The sequence below is a fragment of the Vibrio sp. J2-3(2022) genome (genome assembly GCF_021725735.1).
GTDB lineage: Bacteria > Pseudomonadota > Gammaproteobacteria > Enterobacterales > Vibrionaceae > Vibrio > Vibrio diabolicus.
Map to the genome: position 1 here is coordinate 49,503 of NZ_JAKKCK010000007.1, position 23,401 is coordinate 72,903.

Here is a 23,401-nt window from a genome sequence, read left to right on the forward strand (position 1 = left end):
CACCCCGCGTCCGTATTGTGTCACCGTTAAGTACCGTGAGAACTATAAAACTGGAGCGACACACGAGGTTCGAACTCGTGACCTCAACCTTGGCAAGGTTGCGCTCTACCAACTGAGCTAGTGTCGCATATCAACAGCAGTCGCTATTGATAGAATTTGGTTGCGGGGGCCGGATTTGAACCGACGACCTTCGGGTTATGAGCCCGACGAGCTACCAAGCTGCTCCACCCCGCGTCCGTATTGTGTCACCGTTAAGTACCGTGAGAACTATAAAACTGGAGCGACACACGAGGTTCGAACTCGTGACCTCAACCTTGGCAAGGTTGCGCTCTACCAACTGAGCTAGTGTCGCTTCAACAACGTTTCCGCTGTTTAGGGCTGCGAATTATAAGAGCATTTTTTTGTGATGCAAGTCCTTCCTTCAAAAAAACTTTATTTTTTTACTGAACGATGAAAAAGCAATCAAAAGCGATATAAATTACAACAATTTGGATCGCAACCTTAACAGTTAAATCTTGAAAATAGTACCACGATAGTACTTAAGTTCTGCAATCGACTCGCGAATGTCGTCCAAGGCCAAATGTGTTCCCTGTTTTGTGAACCCATTTAATACTTCAGGTTGCCAACGACGCGCCAATTCTTTGAGAGTACTGACGTCAACATATCGGTAATGAAAGAACTCTTCTAATTCCGGCATGTGTTTGTACAAGAAGCGACGATCCTGCCCAATGCTGTTACCACATATTGGCGACGCCCCTTTCGGCACCCATTTTTCTAAGAATTCAATGGTTTGTGCGACCGCATCTGGTTCTGAGATTTTACTGTTGCGAACGCGTTCCACCAAGCCGCTTGCCGTATGCGTATTGGTGCACCAATCGTCCATTTTCGCTAGCTCTTCTTCCGGCTGATGAATCGCTAATACTGGACCTTCAGCCAAAATATTTAGCTCGCTATCCGTGACAATAGAAGCAATTTCAATGATTTTGTGCGTTTCAGGATCAAGCCCTGTCATCTCTAAATCAACCCAAATTAGGTTTTGATCGCTAAAGGACATGGTTACGCCGCCTATTTGTTTATCGATAAAAGAGGTACTATACCTCAAAATACGGGAAACACGATACTCACTCAGAGCCAAGATCACGGCTCAACCATTTGAGTAAATTCACATAAAGTACAGAATTGTGGCAAAGAAGAAAAAGTTAACCAAAGGTCAAGTGCGACGCGTACGCAGCAACCAACAAAAGCGTTTAAAAAAGCAAGAAGAGTCCATCCAGTGGGATGAAAACATGCTAGGCGCAAGCAAACAAGGTCTAGTGATCACTCGTTTTGGCCAGCACGCGGATATTGAAGACCTTGAAACAGGCGAGATTCAACGCTGTAACCTTCGCCGTGGTATCGAATCTTTAGTATCTGGCGATCGAGTTTTATGGCGCGAAGGCTTGGAGTCTATGGCTGGCATTTCTGGCGTTGTTGAAGCGGTAGAACCTCGTTCTTCAGTACTCACTCGTCCAGATTACTACGATGGCCTAAAGCCCGTAGCTGCCAATATTGATCAAATGGTCATTGTCTCCTCGGTACTGCCCGAGCTATCACTGAATATTATTGACCGTTACCTCGTAGCATCAGAAACACTGAATATCGCACCATTGCTGGTCTTAAACAAAGTCGATCTTCTAGAAGCCGATGATCGTGTAATGTATGAAGAATGGCTCAAAGAATATGAACGCATTGGCTATAAAGTGCTTCTGGTCAGCAAGAAGTCTGGAGAAGGCATTGCTAAACTAGAAACCCTGCTGCGTGACCGAATTAATATCTTTGTTGGTCAATCAGGCGTAGGGAAATCCAGCTTAGTCAACGCGTTAATGCCGGAACTAGAGAGCGAAGTTGAAGAAGGCGAAGTTTCCGAGAACTCAGGTTTAGGCCAACACACCACGACAGCAGCGCGCTTGTATCATATTCCGACGGGTGGCGACTTGATCGACTCGCCTGGAGTGCGTGAATTTGGGCTTTGGCATTTGGAAGCAGAAGAAGTAACGAAAGCATTCGTTGAATTCCGACCATACTTAGGCGGTTGTAAGTTCAGAGATTGTAAGCACAATGACGACCCTGGCTGCCTTCTACGTGAAGCTGTTGAGAAAGGGGAAATCAACGAAACTCGCTTTGAAAACTACCATCGCATTTTGGAAAGCATGGTTGAAAACAAAGCAAACCGTCAGTATTCACGCAATAAGAAAGCCGATCTGTAATTAAGTTAAGACTGTAACTGTGTAAAAAGTCTTCACCTAATACTGACAAGCAAATTAAATTTCAGTAACATCACGCGCCCTAAAGCGCGAATCTAACAGAAGTATCGGAATTAAAGATGGACAAGTTTAAAGTTGGACTGCAGTACTGGATCCCACAACACGGCCTCACTCGCCTAATGGGTAAACTGGCTTCAGCAAAAGCTGGCGGTCTAACAACAGCAGTTATTCGTTGGTTTATCAAACAATACAATGTGAACATGGATGAGGCGAAGCACTCAGATCCTAAGCATTTTAAAACGTTCAACGAGTTTTTCGTTCGTGAGCTAAAAGAGGGCGCACGCCCAATTTCTGAAGGCGAAAACGTCATCACTCACCCAGCCGACGCTTGTGTTAGCCAATTTGGCCCTATTGAAGATGGTCAACTTATCCAAGCAAAAGGTCATCACTTCTCAGCGCAAGAACTGCTGGGCGGTGACGCGAATTTAGCAAACGAATTTAAAGATGGATCTTTTGCCACGCTGTATCTGTCTCCGCGCGATTACCATCGTGTACACATGCCGTGTGACGGCACACTGCGCCAAATGATTTACGTGCCTGGTGACCTGTTCTCGGTAAACCCACTTACGGCAGAAAACGTTCCAAATCTATTCGCACGTAACGAGCGTGTGGTGTGTATCTTTGACACTGAGTTTGGTCCAATGGCACAAGTGCTTGTTGGTGCGACAATTGTTGGCAGCATTGAGCAAGTGTGGGCTGGCACGATCACTCCGCCTCGTGGCAATACTGTCTACAAATGGGATTACCCAGCTGAGGGTGACAAGGCCGTGATCTTGAAAAAAGGCGAAGAGATGGGCCGCTTCAAACTGGGTTCTACTGTTATTAACCTGTTTGCCAAAGACGCGATTGAGTTTGACGCAAGCATGGAAAACGGTAAGCCAACCGCAATGGGCACACCTTACGCCTTGAAAAAATAAGCAAAACCCCGTTAAAAGAGCCCTTTCTCAAGGGCTCTTTTTATTGATAAAAAGCAAAATTCCGTTCAAAATTTAGCCTCTATTTCTCAAACTCATACCTGCCTCTAAGACCTTCATTCCACAATCAATTATCCTGCGCTTAGGATGAATATTTAGAGGGGCAGCCAATGCCAAAGATGAGTGTAAACACGCTGGCGAAATTGCTGGTGTGCTTTTTAATTCCGCTCGGTGTTTTGATGATGCCGATTGATGCTATTCCTATTGATGATCTCACTTTAATTCAGCATCGCCTGTTGGCTATTTTTCTTCTTGCTGCCCTACTTTGGGTTCTTGAGCCGGTCCCCGTTTTTGCTACGTCCATTCTTATTATCGCTCTTGAACTGATCATGATATCGGATAAAGGTTTGCATCTATTTCGCAATCCACCAGCGGGGCATGATTTGGGAGAGTTAATTGCTTACACCGATATTTTCTCTGCCTTCTCTTCACCGATCATTATTCTTTTTATGGGTGGGTTTGCCCTCGCCATCGCGGCTTCCAAATACGAACTCGACAACAATCTCGCCCGAGTGCTACTAAAACCATTCGGCACACAACCTAAGTTCATCATGCTGGGTTTGATGCTCATTACCGCCGTTTTTTCAATGTTCATGTCCAACACTGCCACGACGGTCATGATGTTGGCGCTGCTCGGTCCAATCGTCGCTTCTGCACCTAAAGGGGATCTAGGGATTAAAGCGCTGGTGCTGTGCATTCCAATTGCCGCGAATACTGGCGGCATTGCAACTCCGATAGGTACGCCACCTAACGCAATAGCGCTCCAATACCTCACCGGAGAAAACGCCATAGACTTCTTATCCTGGATGACAATGGGCCTACCATTTGTGCTGATACAACTCACTGTTGCTTGGTTTTTGTTGCAGAAGCTGTTTCCGTCCAGCGAACCAGAAATGAAACTAAAGCTGGATGGTACGTTCAAAAAGAGCTGGCGCGCGATCGTCGTCTACATCACTTTTGCACTAACCATTGTGCTTTGGATGACGACAAAAGTGCACGGCATGAACACGTATGTTGTTGCGATTATCCCGCTTGCGGTGTTCACCTTAACGGGCATTATGGGAAAAGAAGAACTCAAGCTGATTAACTGGGACGTGCTATGGCTGGTTGCTGGTGGTATCGCAATTGGTATTGCCTTAGACAAAACGGGTTTAGCCGAAGCATTGGCACACGCCATTGATTACAGCTTACTATCACCATTTGCCGTTGTCTTTGCCCTATCGGTAGTATGTTGGTTAATGGCGAACTTTATGTCTAATACCGCAACGGCAAACTTATTAATGCCTATTGCTGCCGCTATTGGTACATCCATGCCAAGCCTTATTGCGGTTGGTGGCCTACAAGGTTTACTGGTTGTCGTCGCATTCTCCGCATCACTTGGCATGATCTTACCGGTTTCCACGCCACCAAACTCTTTGGCTTATTCAACAGGCCTAATCGAGAGCAAAGACATGGCGAAAGTGGGGCTGATTCTTGGTTTGATTGGTCTATTTATCGTGTATGGCGCAGTTCTGGTGCTGTTTTAATCGATAAGCTCCGTGACAGAGCTTGTTGTCATGGAGCTGTTCGCCAGCTATTGCCCTCACAGAGCAGCTTTTACATCCATTAAATTTCGTGCATATTAAGACTCCTCTACTCTACAAGGACGTCGACACATCATGGGTTACGAATGGCTTGCTTTATGTGCCGCTTTTCTGTGGGCAGTTTCTAGCCTTATTTCTGTCATTCCTGCACAACACCTAGGCGCTTTTTCTTACAGCCGCTGGCGCATGGGCTGTACGGCCGTGATCTTATCAACAATGGCCTGGATAACTGGCGGCTGGTTAACGGTTTCTTGGGAACATGTAACGCCAATGATGGCGTCGGGTCTGATTGGAATTTTCATCGGTGATACCGCTCTGTTTGCGTGCTTGAATCGTATGGGACCAAGACAAGCCGGACTACTGTTTTCCTGCCATGCGGTATTCTCGGCCATTTTGGGCTACTTCTTATTTAGTGAAGTCATGACCACAATAGAACTACTGGGCGCATCATTGGTATTTAGCGGCGTGGTGATGGCGATATTCTTTGGTCGAAGAGGCCAAGTGAATAACGTCTTGGAAGACATTAAAGGTAACATCTGGGTGGGCATTGGACTTGGCTTAACCGCAGCAATGTGCCAAGCATTGGGCGGCATCATCGCCAAGCCAGTAATGCAAACCAGCATTGACCCCGTTGCGGCTTCTGCTATTCGAATGATCAGTGCATTTTTCGCCCACAGCATGTTGTTAGTTCTGGGGGTCAAAATCGCTCGCTCGACACAACACATTACTTGGCGAATATTTGGTATTACTGCGCTTAACGGTTTCTTGGCGATGGCCGTCGGCATGACGCTGATCTTATACGCACTGCAAGAAGGAAATGTAGGTATGGTTGCACTGCTATCTTCAACCACGCCAATTATGTTGCTACCGCTACTCTGGATTTACACTAAACGCCGACCAAACCGATTTGCATGGTTGGGCGCAGCCCTAGCTGTGATTGGTGCTGGCATTTTGGTTCAATAACCTTACAGACCAGCCCTTGTTGCCAGATACAAAAAAGCCCGAGTTTAAACTCGGGCTTTTGTCATTCTGAGCAGTTAGTTAATTATTTAACTAGCACTTCACCCGTCATTTCTGCTGGGATTTCTAGACCTGCTAGAGAAAGCATGGTTGGTGCAAGGTCAGACAGTTTGCCGCCTTCTTTGAACTCAACCGCTTTATCACCTACGTAAATAAGAGGAACCGGTAGGTTAGTGTGCGCAGTGTGAGTACCACCCGTTTCTGGGTCAACCATCATTTCTGCGTTACCGTGGTCCGCAGTGATCAGTAGCTGACCGCCAACTTCTTTGATTGCTTCAACTACTTTGCCAACACTTTCATCTAGCGCTTCGATTGCTTTCTCAGCTGCTTCGTAAACGCCAGTGTGACCAACCATATCTGCGTTCGGGTAGTTACAGATGATAGTGTCGAACTTACCAGACTTGATCGCCGCAACCAGTTTCTCTGTAAGCTCAGGGGAGCTCATTTCTGGCTGAAGGTCGTAAGTGGCTACTTTTGGAGAAGCAACAAGCTGGCGCTCTTCGCCTTCAAATTCGTTTTCAACACCGCCGTTGAAGAAGAAAGTCACGTGCGCGTATTTCTCTGTTTCAGAGATACGTAGCTGAGTTTGACCTTGCTTAGACAGCCACTCACCGTACGTGTTTTCTAGAGACGCTGGTGGGAATGCGATTGCTAGAGGGATATCTGCCGCGTATTGAGTCAACATAACGAAGTTAACTGCCGGGAATACCGCACGCTCAAAACCATCAAAGTCAGGCACGAATGCACGAGTGATTTGACGAGCACGGTCAGCACGGTAGTTCATGAAGATAACCGCATCACCGTCTTGCATGATTGCGTCTTCTTCGCCTTCCGCTTTAATTGCTGTCGCTTTCACGAACTCATCGTTCTCTTCACGAGCGTAAGCGGCTTCTAGACCAGCAACGGCGGTTTCTGCTGTGAACTCAGCTTTCGCTTGAGTCAGAAGATCGTAAGCCACTTGAACGCGATCCCAGTTGTTGTCACGGTCCATAGCGTAGTAGCGACCTACTAGAGAAGCAACACGACCTTTACCTAGTTTCGCGAATAGATCTTGGAAACGTTGTAGCGAGTTTTCCGCACTACGTGGTGGCGTGTCACGACCGTCTAGGAAACAGTGTAGGTAGATTTTCTCAGCGCCACGAGCCGCTGCCATTTCAACCGCTGCGTAGATATGGTCTTCATGAGAGTGTACGCCACCTGGAGACATCAGACCCATGATGTGTACCGCTTTCTCTGCTTTAACAGCAGCATCAACTGCTTCAACAAGCGCTGGCGTTTCAGCGAACTCACCGTCAGCGATCGATTTAGTGATACGAGTTAGATCTTGGTATACAACGCGACCTGCGCCAATGTTAGTGTGACCAACTTCTGAGTTACCCATTTGACCATCAGGAAGGCCAACATCCATGCCTGAAGCAGAGATTAGAGTGTGTGGGTTATTCGCAATCAGAGCATCCATTACTGGTGTTTTCGCATTCGCAATTGCGTTACTTGCTGTGTCTTCACGGTAACCGTAACCGTCAAGGATAACTAGAGCCAGTGGCTTCTTAGCTGACATAGTGATGACCTCATCAAATTTAAGTAACTTTTGGCGTAGGGCCTCGCTGCCCTATCTAACCTTGAAACAAAACTAGCGTAATTTTACTACACTTTTTAACCAAAACTGTAGGTTAAGATCAAATAATGTTTGCGATTTATTGTTGCTATCTTACAAGTTAAGCGAACAACGAGTCAGTGCCGACAAACGTGTTCCACAAGCATAGTCATTCCTAATACGCTTTGTACACCCCTGTCTATGTTCGGTTTTCTTACGCTTCTGATTCTTGTTTTTGCACCTGAAACAGCGCTTATTTAACGCATTATCGAACAAGATTGGTTAGTACCTATTGTTCGCTTTTTTCGGTAAAACAAAAGTCACTTAAGTCGATAAATCCAATAGGCAAAAACAATCAAGCTACCATAGTCCAATGCACGGATGGCAATAACATAAAGGGTTTATAGAGATCTCAATTATTCGTTAGAAAATTTTAACCCTCTCGCCTAAGAGGCTTAACCCCGCTATACTCCTGCTTTATTTTTCCGCCAACAGCGTAAGAGCTCAAGACATGCAAGAGTACATTGAATTTTTCCAACAGAACATGATTCTATCTTTGGTTTGGGTAGGTCTTCTTGTCGCCTTTATCATGAACATCGTGAAGTCAGCGACGGCCGCATACAAAGAAATCAACGTAAACCAACTGACTCATCTTATGAACCGTGAAAACGGCGTTGTAGTGGATATCCGCACAAAGGACGAGTTCAAAAAAGGTCATATCACCGACTCACTTCACATTTTACCGTCAGATATCAAAGCGGGTAACTTTGGTAGCCTTGAAAACCACAAATCAGACCCAATCATTGTGGTATGCAAGACGGGGCAAAACGCTCAAGAAAGCGCGAACCTATTAGTAAAAGCAGGCTTTGAAAAAGTAAGCCTACTGAAGAACGGCTTGATTGCATGGAACGAAGCGAACCTGCCTTTAGTACGTGGTAAAAAGTAATACCCGGCAGCTTCGATAACGTGGCAGAGGCAAAAGACAAGGTTCGCACCAAGCGTGTTTTTGCCAAGCTTCGTGGATAATAAACTGAGCAAATTGAAAGCAGTTGAAGCATTAAGTTGTGACGCTTTGCACGTAATACACGCTTCATCTAGTCAAGGTAGATTGGCTCAGTTAGTCTCGGGACATACCAGTTTTCTGAGTTTAGACGTTTCTAGGCTCTACAAATATTTATTTAAGGATTAAAAAATGGCTGAAGCAGCACCTCAAGAAGCACAACAAAACTTCGCAATTCAACGCATCTTCCTAAAAGACGTTTCTTTCGAAGCGCCAAACTCTCCAGTAATCTTCCAAAAAGAATGGAACCCAGACGTTAAACTAGACCTAGACACTCAAAGCCGTGAGCTTGGTGAAGGCGTTTACGAAGTGGTTCTACGTCTAACTGTAACTGTGAAGAACGAAGAAGAAACAGCGTTCCTATGTGAAGTTCAACAAGGTGGTATCTTCACTGCTGAGCAAATGGAAGCAGGCCAACTAGCACATTGCCTAGGCGCATTCTGCCCGAACATCCTATTCCCATACGCTCGTGAAACTATCTCAAGCCTAGTGGTTAAAGGTACGTTCCCTCAACTGAACCTGGCGCCAGTTAACTTCGACGCGCTATTCATGAACTACCTACAACAGCAAGCTCAACAAGGCGAAGCTGAAGCGTAATTCACGTTTTATAAGTGACGAATAGCCTGAGTGCTGACGTCACCGACTCTAATAAAATGCACAGAGCGTCTACCATCCGATGCAATGTGCATTTTTTATTTCTGACAAAAGTTCCTAGTTCCTAATCGCCAGAAGGCGTAAAATTTGACGATTAGGAACTAGATTCTACTAGTAGAAAGACAATTAGGCGGTAGCATGACACAAGCAAATACAAACAATGCTTACGGTAAAGACATCGCAATGACGGTGATTGGCGCAGGTTCATACGGTACCTCTCTGGCGATCTCACTCGCTCGTAACGGCGCGAACGTAGTCCTTTGGGGACACGAGCCTGAGCACATGGCACGTTTAGAAGCGGATCGCGCGAACCACGCTTTCTTACCTGGTGTTGATTTCCCTGAAAGCTTGATCATTGAATCGGATTTAGAAAAAGCCGTACAAGCAAGCCGAGATTTATTGGTTGTGGTTCCAAGCCATGTTTTTGGCATCGTACTGAACAGCTGTAAGCCTTTCTTACGTGAAGACTCTCGTATCTGCTGGGCAACCAAAGGTCTTGAGCCAGAAACGGGTCGTCTGCTGAAAGACGTCGCTTATGACATTATCGGTGAAAACTACTCGCTGGCTGTATTGTCTGGCCCAACGTTCGCCAAAGAACTTGCGATGGGCATGCCTACTGCAATTTCAGTTGCTTCTCCAGATGCTGAATTTGTCGCTGACCTACAAGAAAAAATCCACTGCAGCAAAACCTTCCGCGTGTACGCCAATAGTGACTTTATCGGCATGCAATTGGGCGGCGCGGTGAAAAACGTTATCGCAATTGGTGCGGGTATGTCTGACGGCATCGGTTTTGGAGCCAACGCGCGTACTGCATTGATTACTCGTGGTTTGGCCGAAATGAGTCGTCTTGGTGCTGCGCTTGGTGCAAAACCAGAAACCTTCATGGGTATGGCTGGTTTGGGCGACCTTGTCCTAACGTGTACCGACAACCAATCACGTAACCGCCGCTTTGGTTTAGCGCTAGGTCAAGGTAAAGACGTCGACACGGCACAAGAAGAAATTGGCCAAGTCGTAGAAGGCTACCGCAACACGAAAGAAGTATGGATGCTCTCTCAACGCATGGGTGTTGAGATGCCAATTGTTGATCAAATTTATCAAGTATTGTATCAAGGGAAGGATGCACGCCTGGCAGCGCAAGATTTACTTGCTCGTGACAAAAAAGCCGAAGGAAAGTAGCACTCTACGCCCCTTCGCACCTCATCTGAGAAGAATAGAAGTTGTCGGGTCACGGAAGAACCACTCAGGATATTGAGAATGAAACACTGCGAAAAACAAAAAGTCTGGAACAGAATTGTCTCAGAAGCCCGCGAAATGTCAGAGCAAGAGCCAATGCTGGCCAGCTTTTACCATGCCACCATCATCAAGCATGAAAGTTTCTGTGCCGCGCTCAGCTACATTTTGGCAAACAAGTTAAACACGGCATCGATGCCAGCAATGGCAGTACGTGAAGTGGTAGAAGAAGCGTTCTCTGCCGACCCAACCATTACCGATTGTGCCGCTTGTGACATTTGTGCCACGGTTAATCGCGACCCTGCAGTTTCGATGTACTCTATGCCGCTGCTGTACTTAAAGGGCTACCACGCTCTGCAAGGCTACCGCGTGGCAAACTGGCTATGGAAGCAAGGGCGCCATGCACTGGCCACCTACCTGCAAAACCAAATTTCGGTTGCGTGTCAGGTAGACATTCACCCGGCAGCACGCATTGGTAGCGGCATAATGCTCGACCACGCAACGGGTATTGTCATCGGTGAAACTGCAGTTATCGATAATGACGTCTCAATTCTACAAGACGTTACCTTAGGCGGTACGGGTAAAGAGTGCGGCGATCGTCACCCGAAAATCCGTGAAGGTGTGATGATTGGTGCAGGTGCAAAAATTCTTGGCAATATCGAAGTGGGCGAAGGCGCGAAAATCGGCTCTTGCTCTGTGGTATTGCAAGCAGTACCACCACACACAACCGTGGCGGGGGTTCCTGCGAAAATCGTCGGTCGTCCAAAAACGGACAAACCTTCTCTCGATATGGATCAAGGCTTTAATGGTAAATCACAAAGCTTTATCCATGGAGATGGTATTTAATCGTCAACAAACCTTTTGACAACAACGTGGTAGGTAACTCTCAAGTGCGAAAACAAAATCACCCTGTTCTACGCTCGGCTATTTTATTAACTTGTGCTTTATCTGCCACATATCCCCTCGCCTCTTCTGCCGCTAGTCAACAAGAGCTCAAAGGCGTATCAAGTGAGATAAGCCGTCAACGCAAATCTCTCTCTTCCCAAGAAAAGCAACTCAATGAGCTACAAAAATCGCTCAAGGAGCAAGAACTTGGCATTTCTAAACTTGAGCGCGAAATAAGACAAACCAAATCTGAGCTGGCACAAGCAGACAAAAACATAGACAAGCTAGAAGAGAAAATTGCCTTGCAAGAAGCGCAGCGCCAAGAGCAAGAGGAAGAGCTCAAACAGTTGCTGCAAACGTATTACGTGACCGAACGAGCGAAAGCCAATGGTCACTTGTTGAATCAAGGTGTGGAAGAAGACCGCATGAGTCAATACTTCCAGCACTTAGCCAAAGCGCGTGCTGAAGTGATTGATGCAATCACCAAAACCACTCAAGAATTGGCACACAACAAAAACCAGCTTGAGCTAGAAAAAGAGCAAATCGAGACGTTACTCAAACAGCAATCTGAGAAACGTACGGCGCTGGCAAGTACACAATCCAAACGTAAGCAAACCTTGAATAAAATTCAGAGCAGTATCAAGAACGATAAACGCTACCTTGCTGAACTGCAGCGCAACGAAACACGCCTAAAAGCCGAGATCGCCAAAGCGGCTAAGCGTAATGCCGTGCCAATGGACGGACTGGGCAAACAGCGCGGTAAACTGCCATGGCCACTCAAAGGTCGTGTATTACACAACTTCGGTACTCGCCAAACCGGGCAAGTAAACTGGAAGGGAATGGTGCTTGCGGCCAATTACGGTCAACAAGTGAAAGCCGTTTATCCGGGTACTGTCGTATTTGCTGAGTATTTACGCGGGTATGGCTTAGTGGTATTGCTTGACCACGGCAAAGGCGACATGACGCTCTACGGCTACAACCAAGCGTTGACGAAAAAAGAAGGCGATCGAGTGACCGCAGGCGAAGTGATCGCTCTTGCGGGTGATACTGGCGGGCAAGATCGCGCATCACTCTACTTCGAAATTCGCCGCAACAGTGAAGCACAAAACCCGAAATCTTGGTTGAAGCGCTGATTATCTGACTCATCGACTTATAATAAAAAAGGAGCCACTCGGCTCCTTTTTTGTATTCATATTTTGGCAAATGCTATACGTAGTACGTTTCTACCGCATCAATAAAAGCACTTACATCATCTTTGCTTAAGGCGTTGATGCCTGCCGCCGCTTCTCGGCCGCCACCAGTTGGAAACTGCCCACACACGGCAACGGCGCCTTGTTTGTTGTTCAACGGGGCGCGTAGAGAGACCGTGTAAGTGCCATCTGCATTTTCGGTGAGTACTGCATGAGCAGAATCTGGGTTTTGATTTGCCAGCCAATTGCCATAAACACCACTGATTCGACGTGATGCGGCCGTGTTTGGTAGTTCGAACAGCTTCAGCTTACCGCTCTCATGCGTGGCAGGCACTGCCAGAGCGGCATCCATATCTTGTCGGTAAGCAGACTGCAGTTGGTAGTAAGGCGAGGTTTTATCTTCAATAGCGTCAAATGGTGACGCGTACTTCAGCAAAGCTTGGTACAAATCCGCTGGATGGAAATGTAAGTCATCCACTTTCGAACCGTAACCGTTGTAATTAATCAAAGTGCCCAGCTCTTTAAGCTGCGCTTTCTGATCGTGTGACAAGCCTGCCTTGTCAGCCAATTCATCTGCTTTCGCGATCATATTATCGCCATAAGCCGCCGTAATCGCCCATGTGTGAAAACGTCCATTTAGCAATTGATCGACAATCAACGCCGTACACATGTTGGCATCGAGATCGATGTGCGCATCCAAGTTGCCATGCTGAGGAATATCACCCGCCTTATGGTGATCGGCGTAAAACACGTGCGCGCCTTGAGCCAATGCTTGCTCTAGGCCTACCATGTTCTTTTCCATCGAAATGTCTAACACCGTTAGCTCATCACCCGCTTGCACGTCTACTTTTTCCACTAGCTTGATGTCGCGCTTTACACCAGTAATTAACTGAGCCTCGATAGGATCAGCCAAGCGTAATTGTAGAAGCGCAATGATGCCATCAGCATCGCCATTAAAAATGTCGTAATTCATGGAGCGATAGTTCCTTTATCGAGAGTCATATCCCAGAGAGGGCTGAACGGTATGAGGACTATTGTGCGTGGCATATTTGACAAGTCAACTCGAGCCACGACTCGAAAATGAGAGTGACTCTCGAAATATTAAGCAGTTTGACGTTTAACTGTGTAGATTGCTGACCGCATCTTCCAATAACAGTAGCTGCTCTAACCCCTGCTCAGTTGCTAATGGCTTAACGACATTAAGCATCTGCAACATCCCTTGCTTCACCATTTGCTCAGTGATGCTGGTTTTCGAAGCCATTGCAGATTGATACGCCAACCAGCTACACGCAATCAAATGCAACGTACACACCAGTGACTTCAACTGCTGTTGATCAACATTAAGCAGCTTCAGCGATACAAACTCTTGCATGATCGCAATGAGGTTCGCTTGCAGCTTTTCTTGCACATCGATGTACTGCTCATGTAACTGCTCATCTCGTGACAAGATCTCAGGTAGATTCGCGTAGAAAAAGCGGTATTTCCACATTAGCGTAAAGATGGAATCTAGATAGCTCTTCAGCATAGTCAGGCTTTCTTGTGAGCCTTGAATAGGGGTAAATCTTTCTAAAAGTTCTGCTGAATAAAGCGCAAAGATCTCACGAACGATTTCTTGCTTATTACGGAAGTGGTAATACAGATTACCTGGGCTAATTTCGATGTGATCGGCAATGTGATTGGTGGTGATGTTGCGTTCACCATGTTGGTTGAACAACTCCAGTGCCGCGTAGACGATTTTGTCGCGCGTTTTCATTGTTATCGTGTTCCCTCTTCATTAACGAATCGAGTATAGCGACTTCACCAACCTAGGTCGATAGAGGCTCCAAATACGGTAACATAACAGACCAGTTAGAATACCCGTTGAGTTGGCGACAAGGTCTAACCAAGAGGTTTGTCTTCCGACATACCCTTGTAGCCATTCGATGACAGCACTAAATAATAAGATACTAATCGCCACCGCCCAACGCTGACGCCAACGCCACACGCAAAAGCAACCTAAAAACGCAAATCCGCTGTACGCCATGGCGTGCTGCATTTTATCAAGATACGCAATGTTGCCCCAGTCTTGCAACTCGCCCGAGCTCAACGATAAGTAAGCGATCAGTATTGCGTAGCTGAGAATGACCAAACGTGCAGCAGCCAAGTTCATTGAATATCCTTATGCGATTGGGAATGGAAAAGCCGTCACTTGATCAATGTGGTCACAGCCGAGCGCTAGCATGATCAAACGATCGATGCCTAACGCAACACCCGCACAATCTGGCAACCCTGCCTCCAATGCGGAGATCAAATGATAGTCGATTGGCTGCGGTTTTAAACCCATGTCGAGACGCTTCGCGTTATCTTGCTCAAAACGCGCCAGTTGCTCTTTCGGGTTATCGAGCTCATGGAACCCATTTGCCAGCTCAACTCCCTTAAAATACACCTCAAAGCGATCCGCAACACGATGGTCTTGAGGATTGATTTTCGCAAGCGCCGCCTGTGATGCCGGGAAGTCGTACACAAAAGCAGGCACATCCTGACCAATTTTGTGTTCGACTCCCACGCTAAATAGCAATTGCAGTAACGTATCGCGATCTTCTTCAGGCTCTGCAATGTCACTCAAACCCAGCTTGCTTGCCGCCGCTTTCAGCTCCGTCATCGAGCCTTCTAGTGGGCACACACCCAACACATCAATGAAGGCTTGTTGATACGTCATGCGCTGCGCTGCGCCACACTTCAATACCAGTTGCAACAGATCATCCATTTCATCCATCAATTTATGATGGTCAAAGCCAACGCGATACCACTCCAACATCGTGAATTCTGGATTGTGGTAACGACCATTTTCTTCGTTACGAAATGCTTTGTTGATTTGATAAATACAACCGCTGCCAGCCGCCAGCAGGCGCTTCATGTGGAATTCAGGGCTGGTCATAAAGAACAGCTTGCTACCATCGGCGTAACCCGGGCCAACAAACTCGGTTTGGAAAGTATGCAAATGAATGTCGGTCACGGTTGCGTGACTCATGGCTGGCGTGTCGACTTCCATCACCTGTCGATCAGCGAAGAATTGGCGAATCGACGCGATTAACGTCGCACGTTGACGAAGTTGGTCAATGGAAGCAGTAGGTTGCCAGTTGGTTTGCATAACAAGTCTCTCAAACTTTAATTCAGCGAGGAAAGTCTCATTCTACATGCTTTTTACTCTTCAAGAAGAGAGGAATATCCCTTCTTCTTTTTACTAACGTGCTCGCCTATTTGAGGCAAGTATTACTCGTGCCGCAGCACAAAAAACACTCAGTTAAAATCCTATTATCCATGCGGTTAATGTCACGCAACACAGGTTTAACATCCCTAATGTTAATGCTTGAGGGCCAAAACCTCGATGCCGTGATAGCAGTCACATAACCTATAAATTCTATGCCCTTAAGTGCATTACCGAAGCAAAAACCCAATTACATCAATTTTTCTGCCATGTGGCTCATCTACACTAACCCTACTACTTTTGGGGAGTTCTTTTTAAAGAGCGCCTCGTAATGACAATAACAAGCGGATTTCCGCAATCACACACTGGAGGATAACTGTGCAAATTATCACCACAGATATCGCAGTCATCGGCGCAGGCGGCGCTGGTCTTCGTACTGCTATTGCAGCGGCTGAAGCAAACCCAGACTTAGAAGTCGCTCTGATTTCTAAAGTTTATCCAATGCGCTCCCACACGGTCGCTGCAGAGGGTGGCTCAGCAGCAGTTATCAAGGATGAAGATAGCTTAGACAACCACTTCAACGACACTGTTGGCGGTGGTGACTGGCTATGTGAACAGGACGTTGTTGAATACTTTGTAGAGAACGCGACTCGCGAAATGATCCAAATGGAGCAATGGGGTTGCCCATGGAGTCGTAAAGAGAACGGTGAAGTCAACGTACGCCGCTTTGGTGGTATGAAGGTTGAACGTACTTGGTTCGCTGCAGACAAAACTGGCTTCCACATGCTTCATACGCTATTCCAGACATCAATGAAGTACAGCAACATCAAACGTTTTGATGAGTACTTTGTGGTGGATCTGCTTGTTGATGAAGGCGAAGTTCAAGGTCTGATTGCTATTCACATGTCTGAAGGCGAGCTTGTCACTATCAAAGCAAAATCTGTTGTTCTAGCAACAGGTGGCGCGGGCCGCGTTTACCACTGTAACACCAATGGCGGTATCGTAACGGGCGATGGTATGGCAATGGCTTACCGTCACGGCGTTCCTCTACGTGATATGGAATTCGTTCAATACCACCCAACCGGTCTTCCAGGCACAGGTATCCTGATGACGGAAGGTTGTCGTGGTGAAGGCGGTATCATCGTTAACAAGAACGGCTACCGTTACCTACAAGATTACGGCATGGGCCCTGAAACTCCAGTTGGCCAACCGAAGAACAAATACATGGAACTGGGTCCTCGTGACAAAGTTTCTCAAGCTTTCTGGCACGAACAACAGAAAGGCAACACCATCAAGCACCCTCTTGGTGATGTGGTACACCTTGATCTTCGCCACCTTGGTGAGGAGTACCTACAAGAGCGTCTACCATTCATCTGTGAGCTAGCAAAAGCTTACGTGAACGTAGACCCTGCAAAAGAGCCAATTCCAATTCGTCCAACGGTTCACTACACCATGGGTGGTATCGAGACAAACGGCGGCTGTGAAACTCGCATTAAAGGTCTATTCGCGGTTGGTGAATGTGCGTCTGTTGGTCTTCACGGTGCAAACCGTCTAGGTTCTAACTCATTGGCTGAGTTTGTGGTATTTGGTCGCGTAGCGGGTGAAAACGCAGTGAAACGCGCTGAAGAATTCAAAGGTTGGAACGAGTCTGCAATCGATGCTCAAGTGAAAGCAGTTGAAGAGCGCATCGCCAAACTGATGAACCAAGAAGGTGATGAGAACTGGGCAAACATCCGCACGGAAATGGGTCATACCATGGAAGCGGGTTGTGGTATCTACCGTCAAGAAGATTTGATGCAAGAAACCATTAACAAGATCACCGAACTAAAAGAACGCTACAAACGCATCAGCATTAAAGACAAAGGCAAAGTGTTTAACACTGATCTTCTGTACGCAATTGAAGTGGGTTACGGCCTAGAAGTCGCAGAAGCGATGGTTCACTCTGCGATTCTACGTAAAGAATCTCGCGGTGCGCACCAACGTCTGGACGACGGTTGTACAGAACGTGATGACGTGAACTTCCTAAAACACTCACTTGCTTTCTACAAACCAGATTCAGCGCCAAGTATCGATTACAGCAATGTGACTATCACTAAGTCACAACCAAAAGCTCGTCTATACGGTGAAGCAGCAGAAAAAGCCGCAGCTGAAGAGAAGAACGCAGAGGAGCAAGCATAATGTCAGCAAATCGCATTCAAAAAGTAGACATTCTGCGTTATGACCCAGAAAAAGATGCAGAACCATACAAGCAAACATTCGAAGTGCCATTCGATGAAACCATGTCTGTGCTTGACGCACTGGGCTACATTAAAGATCACCTAGACAAAGATCTGTCTTACCGTTGGTCTTGCCGTATGGCGATCTGTGGTTCTTGCGGCATCATGGTGAACAACGTACCGAAGCTTGCTTGTAAGAGCTTCCTACGTGATTACCCAGACGGTGTGACTATCGAGCCTCTAGCGAACTTCCCAATCGAGAAAGACTTGATTGTTGATATGACACCGTTCATCGAACGTCTTGAAGCAATCAAACCGTACATCATTGGTAACGACCGTAAACCAGAAGACGGTACGAACTTGCAAACGCCAGAGCAAATGGCGAAATACAAGCAGTTCGCTGGTTGTATCAACTGCGGTCTGTGCTACGCGGCGTGTCCTCAGTTTGGTCTAAACCCTGAGTTCATCGGTCCTGCGGCACTAACGCTAGCGCACCGCTACAACCTAGACAGCCGTGACAACGGTAAAGATGAGCGCATGAAGCTTATCAACGGTGAAAACGGTGCTTGGGGTTGTACGTTTGTTGGTTACTGTTCTGAAGTTTGTCCGAAGAACGTTGACCCAGCAGCGGCAGTAAACCAAGGCAAAGTGGAGTCTTCTATGGACTTCGTGATTGCTATGTTGAAACCTGATGGTTCACCAAAGAAAGTGGAGGCATAAGGATGAGCAATCGTAAACCTTACGTTCGTGAAGTAAAACGCACTTGGTGGAAGAACCATCCTTTCTACCGCTTCTACATGCTACGAGAAGCAACGGTGCTTCCGTTAATCCTATTCACTCTGTTCCTAACTTTCGGTTTAGGTTGCTTGGTGAAAGGTCCTGAAGCATGGCAAGGTTGGTTAGCGTTCATGGCGAACCCAATCGTAGTCGCAATCAACATCGTTGCACTACTAGGTAGCCTATTCCACGCTCAAACTTTCTTCAGCATGATGCCACAAGTAATGCCAATTCGTTTGAAAGGCAAACTAGTGGACAAGAAAATCATCGTATTGACTCAGTGGGCCGCGGTTGCGTTCATCTCACTGATCGTTCTCATCGTGGTGTAAGGAGCTGAGCATGAAACCGAATTATAGTGTAAACACATCACCAAAACGTTCTGATGAGCCAATCTGGTGGGGTCTATTTGGTGCTGGCGGTACTTGGTTCGCGATGATCACGCCAATCACGGTATTGGTGCTGGGCATCTTGGTCCCACTAGGCGTGATTGATGCAGAAGCGATGAGCTACGAGCGTGTCTCCGAATTCGCAACCAGTATCATCGGTGCGCTATTCATCATTGGCACCCTAGCTCTACCAATGTGGCATGCGATGCACCGTGTACACCACGGCATGCACGACCTTAAATTCCACACTGGTGTGATAGGTAAAATTGCATGCTATGCATTTGCAGGCCTCATTACTGCACTAGCCGTTATCTTTATCTTCATGATTTAAGATACTGACTAAAAAGAAAAAGCTGGCTCTATGCCAGCTTTTTTTATTGCTTTGGGTTACCCATGATCTTTTTGCTTTTTAAGCTTTTGACCACCCATGATCTTATTGCTGTATGACCTTCTTCGTTTGGTCCATAAGACCCAGAGCACCAAAACCAGTAATCACATCTAGGTTTGTTTTCAAGCCCGTTTCTTCGCTACCACCAATGTAGTTTTGTGGCATCTGAACTTGGAAGTTTTGCAAGTTGTTGTACAACGAGTTCGCTACGTCTCGATTCAACTCTGCTAAGTAAACTTCACGGTTTGCCCCTAACGCCGAGTACTTCGCTTTTAGGACTTCAGATTCTGCGCGACCTTTCGCCAATATCGCTTTCGCTTCAAACTCAGCAGAAAGTGCGTTCGCCTTTTGAATGGCTAAGTTAGCCTCTGCGATAGCTAGCTCTTTCTCCTTCTCGACTTCAGCAAGTCGTTTGGTTTTTTCCACTTCAACGATTTCACGCTCTGCAATCTGACGTGCAACTTCCACTTCTTTTTGCTGAGCAATAATAGCGAGTTCTTTACCACGCTGAGCGTCTTGCACTTCACGTGTTCGTTGAATCTCTTTGCGTAACTGCTCGGTCTCCGCCTGTGCTTTCGACGTTTCTTGTTCCTGAATCGCGCGAATACGATCCGCCACTAAACGCTTTTTATCCGCCAATAGCTGATCTAACTGCTTTTCTGGCTGTGGGTCACCAATGGTCACCTGTGTCACTTGAATGCCGTACTGTTGTAACGGGTTGTCTTGACGAATTGGTTGCCCGGTTTTATCTACAACTGGCACCGTTTTCCAAACCAGTTGATTGGTACGCTGTAGTTGGTTCGCATTGGCCTGATTCGCCCCAACAGGCGCAAGATCCAACTCTTCCACTTCAACCTGACGTCGCTCTGTTAGATAAATCCCCTCTCGCAACTGATCGCCAAGTTTCGATTTGAACTGGTTCAAACCACCTTGGAAAAACTCTTCACCCGTGTATTGGGTAGCAGTAATCACCGTCACGTTACGTGCGTTCTTTACAAGCAGCGCATCAATCAAGTTACTGTTGTTACGGAACTCTTTGTGCATCTTCTTCACCGCTTCAGGGTCATTACTGAGCTTAAAGCGGAATGTTACGGGGATCTGGCCAATGTAGGTGTCGGCAAACCGAACCTGAATCGCATCAAGACGTTGATAAAAATCTTCGCCCTTGCTATTACCGAATGACACGGTGATCACTTGGTCATACTTGGTGATTTTGGACAGAAATGGCATACGAAAATGAATGCCAGGTTCAGTAAATACATCCAACTCACCAGTGATATTGTTCTGATGCACGTAGCTGTAACCTGCATCGGTCATCAGCACAGAGCTATTAATCGTTAAACCTATTGCCAACAGCGGTACGCCAAACACCGCAGCTTTCAATCCTTTGTGTAGTAACTGACGTCTTTCTTCCACCTTTAAACCCCTTCCTAAACCTCTGCTTTCCATTTTGTTCTCCTTTTTGGATTGTTACTGAGTTAAATCGATAAAAATCAGATTGCTATGCAACTCAACAACAAGAACTAATGTATCAAAATGTTACATTAAGGAATAATCGACAGATTCATGAAATAAATAAGATTTTTACGAATAATACAAAATCATCGAAAATTTGCGGAGGATATCGATTTTCTATGCAGGGACATTCAAGAGAGAATTACAGGCAATAAAAAAGGCCGCCGAAGCGACCTTTCAAACAATCAATCTAAAGTGCTTACTTCACACGGCCTACGTATTCAGCCGTACGAGTATCAACGCGAATCACTTCACCAATTGAGATGAACAGAGGAACACGAACAACAGCGCCAGTTGATAGCGTAGCTGGTTTACCGCCAGTACCTTGAGTATCACCTTTCAGGCCTGGATCTGTGTCTACCACTTCTAGCTCAACGAAGTTTGGTGGAGTAACAGTAATTGGGTTACCGTTCCAAAGTGTGATCATACAAGTGTTGTTTTCTACCAACCACTTAGCGTTGTCACCTACCGCTTTTGCGTCTGCTGCGATCTGTTCAAACGTTTCACTGTTCATAAAGTGGTAGAATTCGCCGTCTGAATATAGATAATCTAGGTCGATATCCATTACGTCTGCCACTTCACAAGTGTCACCAGACTTGAATGTTTTCTCTAGCACTTTACCAGAAAGAAGTTTACGAATTTTAACGCGGTTGAACGCTTGGCCTTTACCTGGTTTAACGTATTCGTTTTCCAGAATTACACAAGGCTCGTTATCAAGCATTAACTTAAGACCGCCTTTAAATTCATTGGTGCTAACTGTAGCCATTTTTTCCTCTTACATTCTTAGAGCTAAATTCAATGCCGCACATAATAACCCGAAAAGTCGAATCTGTTGAGCAAAACTGGCTCAAACAGTTGGCGAATGGGATCTCTGATCCTGCAAAATTGCTCGAAATACTGGAAATAGATCCTTCACCGTGGCAAGACGGGTTTGCCGCGCGCAAGCTGTTTGCACAGCGTGTACCGCAAAGTTTTGTCGATAGGATGGAGAAAGGCAACCCTAAAGACCCTCTTTTACGTCAGGTTTTACCATTAAGTGACGAATTTGAAGTACATCCGGGCTATTCCAACGATCCGTTAGAAGAGCAGGATAATGAAGTCCCTGGTCTGCTACACAAGTATCGCAACCGCGCCCTAATGATTGTCAAAGGTGGCTGCGCGGTAAATTGCCGTTACTGTTTTCGTCGTCATTTCCCATATCAAGAAAATAAAAGCGGCAAGCAGGCATGGACAAAGTGCTTAGAGTACATGGCGCAGCAACCAGAGTTGAACGAAGTCATCTTCTCAGGTGGTGATCCATTAATGGCAAAAGACGATGAAATTCATTGGCTTTTAGAGCATATTGCTCAAATACCTCATATCAAACGTCTGCGTATTCATAGCCGTTTACCTGTGGTGATTCCCGCTCGAGTCACTGATGAACTATGCCAACTGCTGCAAGCATCAAGGTTACAAATCATCCTCGTGACTCACATCAACCATGCCAACGAAATCAATGACGAATTTGCTGAACAGATGTTCAAGCTCAAAAGAGCAGGCGTTACGCTTCTAAACCAAGGCGTTCTGCTGAAAGGCGTGAATGATTCGGTAGAAGCTCAAGTGGCGTTAAGTGAAGCCTTATTTGACGCGGGTATCTTGCCTTATTACCTCCACGTTCTTGATAAGGTGCAAGGCGCGGCGCACTACTTTATTTCGGACGAAGAAGCAAAAGCCATTATGCGCGGACTCATCACACGTGTATCGGGTTATCTGGTACCAAAACTGACACGAGAAATTGGTGGCAGGCCAAGTAAAACTCCACTAGATTTGCATTTAGAATAGGTCCTGACGCTCAATTAAATTTGTCGTCACGACCGTTCCTTTTTGTTCGCTTTGCACGGTAAGTCTATGCATACTCCGCTCTTTTGGAGGTCAAGATGCATACAGCACTCGAACAAATTTTCGATCTTGGCCCATTCAGCTGGCCTGCCCTACTATGCTGTGCCATTAATGGGCTAATGATCGGTATCGAACGCCAAACTCGTGGTAAACCTGTTGGCATTCGCACGGCAATTCTTATTATTTCAGGCACTTACCTGTTTATGTCGATGGCAGTATCGTTATCGCCAAATACACTCGATCAAGCACGCGTGCTTGGTCAGATTATTACTGGCGTCGGCTTCTTGGGTGCAGGGGTGATGATGACACTCGATGGAAAAATCCACGGCGTAACATCCGCAGCGGTTATTTGGGTACTGGCAGGATTAGGGTTGATGATCGGTTTGGGTTATTTAACGCAGTCGGTGGTCATTACCCTACTGGCTTTAACGGTGTTGCTGGGCGTGGATAAAGCAGAAAACCACATCAAAGCATTGCGCCGAGGGGTTCACCAAAGAATTCAACAACGCAAAACCTCATCCCGCTTAATTAAATAGTTAACGCGCCGATAACTCGCTTCAC

Annotated in this window: 23 protein-coding genes and 3 tRNA genes; 15 read left to right on the plus strand and 11 right to left on the minus strand. The window is 46.4% G+C overall.

Going from position 1 to position 23,401, the window contains the following annotated elements; translation table 11 throughout:
• Window positions 1–51 precede the first annotated feature (51 nt).
• The 4 genes from L3V27_RS20510 to orn all read right to left on the minus strand — a co-directional run bounded on the left by L3V27_RS20510 (window position 52) and on the right by orn (window position 1,054).
• Window positions 52–127: transfer RNA gene (locus L3V27_RS20510), tRNA-Gly, on the minus strand.
• A gap of 30 nt (window positions 128–157) precedes the next feature.
• Window positions 158–234, minus strand: a tRNA-Met gene (locus L3V27_RS20515).
• Window positions 235–276: 42 nt separating this feature from the next.
• Window positions 277–352: transfer RNA gene (locus tag L3V27_RS20520), tRNA-Gly, on the minus strand.
• Window positions 353–508: 156 nt separating this feature from the next.
• Window positions 509–1,054: an oligoribonuclease gene (orn, locus tag L3V27_RS20525; RefSeq protein ID WP_237312628.1), complete on the minus strand. Its 546-nt coding sequence runs from the start codon at window positions 1,052–1,054 to the stop codon at window positions 509–511.
• A gap of 127 nt (window positions 1,055–1,181) precedes the next feature.
• Here orn and rsgA point away from each other — a divergent pair, with 127 nt between their 5' ends.
• The 4 genes from rsgA (at window position 1,182) to L3V27_RS20545 (ending at window position 5,823) form a co-directional block, all read left to right on the plus strand.
• A complete protein-coding gene (gene rsgA, locus L3V27_RS20530) occupies window positions 1,182–2,246 on the plus strand; it encodes a small ribosomal subunit biogenesis GTPase RsgA (protein ID WP_237312629.1) in 1,065 nt (354 codons plus the stop codon).
• 116 nt (window positions 2,247–2,362) lie between these two features.
• Window positions 2,363–3,220 (plus strand): archaetidylserine decarboxylase, encoded by an 858-nt coding sequence (asd, locus tag L3V27_RS20535; RefSeq protein ID WP_237312630.1) that lies wholly within the window; start codon window positions 2,363–2,365, stop codon window positions 3,218–3,220.
• A 167-nt stretch (window positions 3,221–3,387) separates the two neighbouring features.
• The gene (locus tag L3V27_RS20540) at window positions 3,388–4,803 is read left to right on the plus strand and encodes an SLC13 family permease (RefSeq protein WP_012841332.1); all 1,416 of its coding nucleotides are present in this window, start codon (window positions 3,388–3,390) and stop codon (window positions 4,801–4,803) included.
• A 132-nt stretch (window positions 4,804–4,935) separates the two neighbouring features.
• The gene (locus L3V27_RS20545) at window positions 4,936–5,823 is read left to right on the plus strand and encodes a DMT family transporter (RefSeq protein ID WP_085344377.1); all 888 of its coding nucleotides are present in this window, start codon (window positions 4,936–4,938) and stop codon (window positions 5,821–5,823) included.
• Between the two features lie 82 nt (window positions 5,824–5,905).
• On the opposite strand, the gene gpmM is transcribed toward L3V27_RS20545, so the two are convergent.
• On the minus strand, window positions 5,906–7,438 hold the full coding sequence (gene gpmM / locus L3V27_RS20550; protein WP_005395398.1) for a 2,3-bisphosphoglycerate-independent phosphoglycerate mutase: 1,533 nt from the start codon (window positions 7,436–7,438) through the stop codon (window positions 5,906–5,908).
• 547 nt (window positions 7,439–7,985) lie between these two features.
• On the opposite strand from gpmM, the gene L3V27_RS20555 reads away from it, so the two are divergent.
• The 5 genes from L3V27_RS20555 to L3V27_RS20575 all read left to right on the plus strand — a co-directional run bounded on the left by L3V27_RS20555 (window position 7,986) and on the right by L3V27_RS20575 (window position 12,436).
• Window positions 7,986–8,420: a rhodanese-like domain-containing protein gene (locus tag L3V27_RS20555; protein WP_005395399.1), complete on the plus strand. Its 435-nt coding sequence runs from the start codon at window positions 7,986–7,988 to the stop codon at window positions 8,418–8,420.
• A gap of 246 nt (window positions 8,421–8,666) precedes the next feature.
• Complete coding sequence (gene secB / locus L3V27_RS20560; protein WP_005395400.1) at window positions 8,667–9,131, plus strand: protein-export chaperone SecB; 465 nt, start codon at window positions 8,667–8,669, stop codon at window positions 9,129–9,131.
• Between the two features lie 195 nt (window positions 9,132–9,326).
• A complete protein-coding gene (gene gpsA / locus L3V27_RS20565) occupies window positions 9,327–10,364 on the plus strand; it encodes an NAD(P)H-dependent glycerol-3-phosphate dehydrogenase (RefSeq protein ID WP_006743122.1) in 1,038 nt (345 codons plus the stop codon).
• Window positions 10,365–10,442: 78 nt separating this feature from the next.
• Window positions 10,443–11,264, plus strand: coding sequence for a serine O-acetyltransferase (gene cysE / locus L3V27_RS20570; RefSeq protein WP_005395410.1), 822 nt, complete (start codon window positions 10,443–10,445; stop codon window positions 11,262–11,264).
• 26 nt (window positions 11,265–11,290) lie between these two features.
• Entirely contained in the window at window positions 11,291–12,436 is a 1,146-nt protein-coding gene (locus L3V27_RS20575; protein WP_168187841.1) for a murein hydrolase activator EnvC, read from the plus strand.
• Window positions 12,437–12,509: 73 nt separating this feature from the next.
• Here L3V27_RS20575 and L3V27_RS20580 read toward each other — a convergent pair whose 3' ends face one another.
• From L3V27_RS20580 to epmA, 4 genes are all read right to left on the minus strand, one after another.
• Window positions 12,510–13,466: a DHH family phosphoesterase gene (locus tag L3V27_RS20580; RefSeq protein WP_237312632.1), complete on the minus strand. Its 957-nt coding sequence runs from the start codon at window positions 13,464–13,466 to the stop codon at window positions 12,510–12,512.
• A 144-nt stretch (window positions 13,467–13,610) separates the two neighbouring features.
• Window positions 13,611–14,246 (minus strand): TetR/AcrR family transcriptional regulator, encoded by a 636-nt coding sequence (locus L3V27_RS20585; protein ID WP_005395413.1) that lies wholly within the window; start codon window positions 14,244–14,246, stop codon window positions 13,611–13,613.
• A 21-nt stretch (window positions 14,247–14,267) separates the two neighbouring features.
• Window positions 14,268–14,642 (minus strand): VanZ family protein, encoded by a 375-nt coding sequence (locus L3V27_RS20590; protein ID WP_012841329.1) that lies wholly within the window; start codon window positions 14,640–14,642, stop codon window positions 14,268–14,270.
• Between the two features lie 9 nt (window positions 14,643–14,651).
• Window positions 14,652–15,623 carry an elongation factor P--(R)-beta-lysine ligase gene (epmA, locus tag L3V27_RS20595; protein ID WP_006743125.1) on the minus strand — a complete coding sequence of 324 codons (972 nt, stop codon included), beginning with the start codon at window positions 15,621–15,623 and terminating at the stop codon, window positions 14,652–14,654.
• Window positions 15,624–16,058: 435 nt separating this feature from the next.
• Here epmA and frdA point away from each other — a divergent pair, with 435 nt between their 5' ends.
• From frdA to frdD, 4 genes are read left to right on the plus strand one after another with little or no spacing between them, the layout of a single operon-like run.
• Entirely contained in the window at window positions 16,059–17,858 is a 1,800-nt protein-coding gene (frdA, locus tag L3V27_RS20600; protein WP_047010259.1) for a fumarate reductase (quinol) flavoprotein subunit, read from the plus strand.
• Complete coding sequence (locus L3V27_RS20605) at window positions 17,858–18,616, plus strand: succinate dehydrogenase/fumarate reductase iron-sulfur subunit (RefSeq protein ID WP_005381489.1); 759 nt, start codon at window positions 17,858–17,860, stop codon at window positions 18,614–18,616. The genes frdA and L3V27_RS20605 overlap by 1 nt, the downstream gene beginning before the upstream one ends.
• A 2-nt stretch (window positions 18,617–18,618) precedes the next feature.
• Entirely contained in the window at window positions 18,619–19,002 is a 384-nt protein-coding gene (frdC, locus tag L3V27_RS20610; protein ID WP_098414573.1) for a fumarate reductase subunit FrdC, read from the plus strand.
• A gap of 10 nt (window positions 19,003–19,012) precedes the next feature.
• Window positions 19,013–19,390, plus strand: coding sequence for a fumarate reductase subunit FrdD (gene frdD / locus L3V27_RS20615; RefSeq protein WP_005395421.1), 378 nt, complete (start codon window positions 19,013–19,015; stop codon window positions 19,388–19,390).
• 102 nt (window positions 19,391–19,492) lie between these two features.
• Here the strand turns inward: frdD and L3V27_RS20620 are convergent, their stop codons facing one another.
• Both L3V27_RS20620 and efp read right to left on the minus strand, forming a co-directional pair.
• Window positions 19,493–20,896 (minus strand): SPFH domain-containing protein, encoded by a 1,404-nt coding sequence (locus tag L3V27_RS20620; RefSeq protein WP_005395423.1) that lies wholly within the window; start codon window positions 20,894–20,896, stop codon window positions 19,493–19,495.
• 265 nt (window positions 20,897–21,161) lie between these two features.
• Window positions 21,162–21,728 (minus strand): elongation factor P, encoded by a 567-nt coding sequence (efp, locus tag L3V27_RS20625; protein WP_005395425.1) that lies wholly within the window; start codon window positions 21,726–21,728, stop codon window positions 21,162–21,164.
• A 32-nt stretch (window positions 21,729–21,760) separates the two neighbouring features.
• On the opposite strand from efp, the gene epmB reads away from it, so the two are divergent.
• Both epmB and L3V27_RS20635 read left to right on the plus strand, forming a co-directional pair.
• Window positions 21,761–22,783, plus strand: coding sequence for an EF-P beta-lysylation protein EpmB (epmB, locus tag L3V27_RS20630; RefSeq protein WP_124009042.1), 1,023 nt, complete (start codon window positions 21,761–21,763; stop codon window positions 22,781–22,783).
• A gap of 95 nt (window positions 22,784–22,878) precedes the next feature.
• Window positions 22,879–23,376 carry an MgtC/SapB family protein gene (locus L3V27_RS20635; RefSeq protein ID WP_005395427.1) on the plus strand — a complete coding sequence of 166 codons (498 nt, stop codon included), beginning with the start codon at window positions 22,879–22,881 and terminating at the stop codon, window positions 23,374–23,376.
• Window positions 23,377–23,401: the final 25 nt, after the last annotated feature.

Coding starts and splice junctions, on each gene's coding strand:
- epmB (WP_124009042.1), top strand. CDS start 21,761: ATGCCGCACATAATAACCCGAAAAGTCGAATCTGTTGAGCAAAACTGG.
- frdD (WP_005395421.1), top strand. CDS start 19,013: ATGAAACCGAATTATAGTGTAAACACATCACCAAAACGTTCTGATGAG.
- asd (WP_237312630.1), top strand. CDS start 2,363: ATGGACAAGTTTAAAGTTGGACTGCAGTACTGGATCCCACAACACGGC.
- L3V27_RS20605 (WP_005381489.1), top strand. CDS start 17,858: ATGTCAGCAAATCGCATTCAAAAAGTAGACATTCTGCGTTATGACCCA.
- L3V27_RS20620 (WP_005395423.1), bottom strand. CDS start 20,896: ATGGAAAGCAGAGGTTTAGGAAGGGGTTTAAAGGTGGAAGAAAGACGT.
- frdC (WP_098414573.1), top strand. CDS start 18,619: ATGAGCAATCGTAAACCTTACGTTCGTGAAGTAAAACGCACTTGGTGG.
- L3V27_RS20635 (WP_005395427.1), top strand. CDS start 22,879: ATGCATACAGCACTCGAACAAATTTTCGATCTTGGCCCATTCAGCTGG.
- epmA (WP_006743125.1), bottom strand. CDS start 15,623: ATGCAAACCAACTGGCAACCTACTGCTTCCATTGACCAACTTCGTCAA.
- L3V27_RS20540 (WP_012841332.1), top strand. CDS start 3,388: ATGCCAAAGATGAGTGTAAACACGCTGGCGAAATTGCTGGTGTGCTTT.
- L3V27_RS20545 (WP_085344377.1), top strand. CDS start 4,936: ATGGGTTACGAATGGCTTGCTTTATGTGCCGCTTTTCTGTGGGCAGTT.
- secB (WP_005395400.1), top strand. CDS start 8,667: ATGGCTGAAGCAGCACCTCAAGAAGCACAACAAAACTTCGCAATTCAA.
- gpmM (WP_005395398.1), bottom strand. CDS start 7,438: ATGTCAGCTAAGAAGCCACTGGCTCTAGTTATCCTTGACGGTTACGGT.
- orn (WP_237312628.1), bottom strand. CDS start 1,054: ATGTCCTTTAGCGATCAAAACCTAATTTGGGTTGATTTAGAGATGACA.
- gpsA (WP_006743122.1), top strand. CDS start 9,327: ATGACACAAGCAAATACAAACAATGCTTACGGTAAAGACATCGCAATG.
- L3V27_RS20585 (WP_005395413.1), bottom strand. CDS start 14,246: ATGAAAACGCGCGACAAAATCGTCTACGCGGCACTGGAGTTGTTCAAC.
- L3V27_RS20580 (WP_237312632.1), bottom strand. CDS start 13,466: ATGAATTACGACATTTTTAATGGCGATGCTGATGGCATCATTGCGCTT.
- L3V27_RS20555 (WP_005395399.1), top strand. CDS start 7,986: ATGCAAGAGTACATTGAATTTTTCCAACAGAACATGATTCTATCTTTG.
- cysE (WP_005395410.1), top strand. CDS start 10,443: ATGAAACACTGCGAAAAACAAAAAGTCTGGAACAGAATTGTCTCAGAA.
- efp (WP_005395425.1), bottom strand. CDS start 21,728: ATGGCTACAGTTAGCACCAATGAATTTAAAGGCGGTCTTAAGTTAATG.
- L3V27_RS20590 (WP_012841329.1), bottom strand. CDS start 14,642: ATGAACTTGGCTGCTGCACGTTTGGTCATTCTCAGCTACGCAATACTG.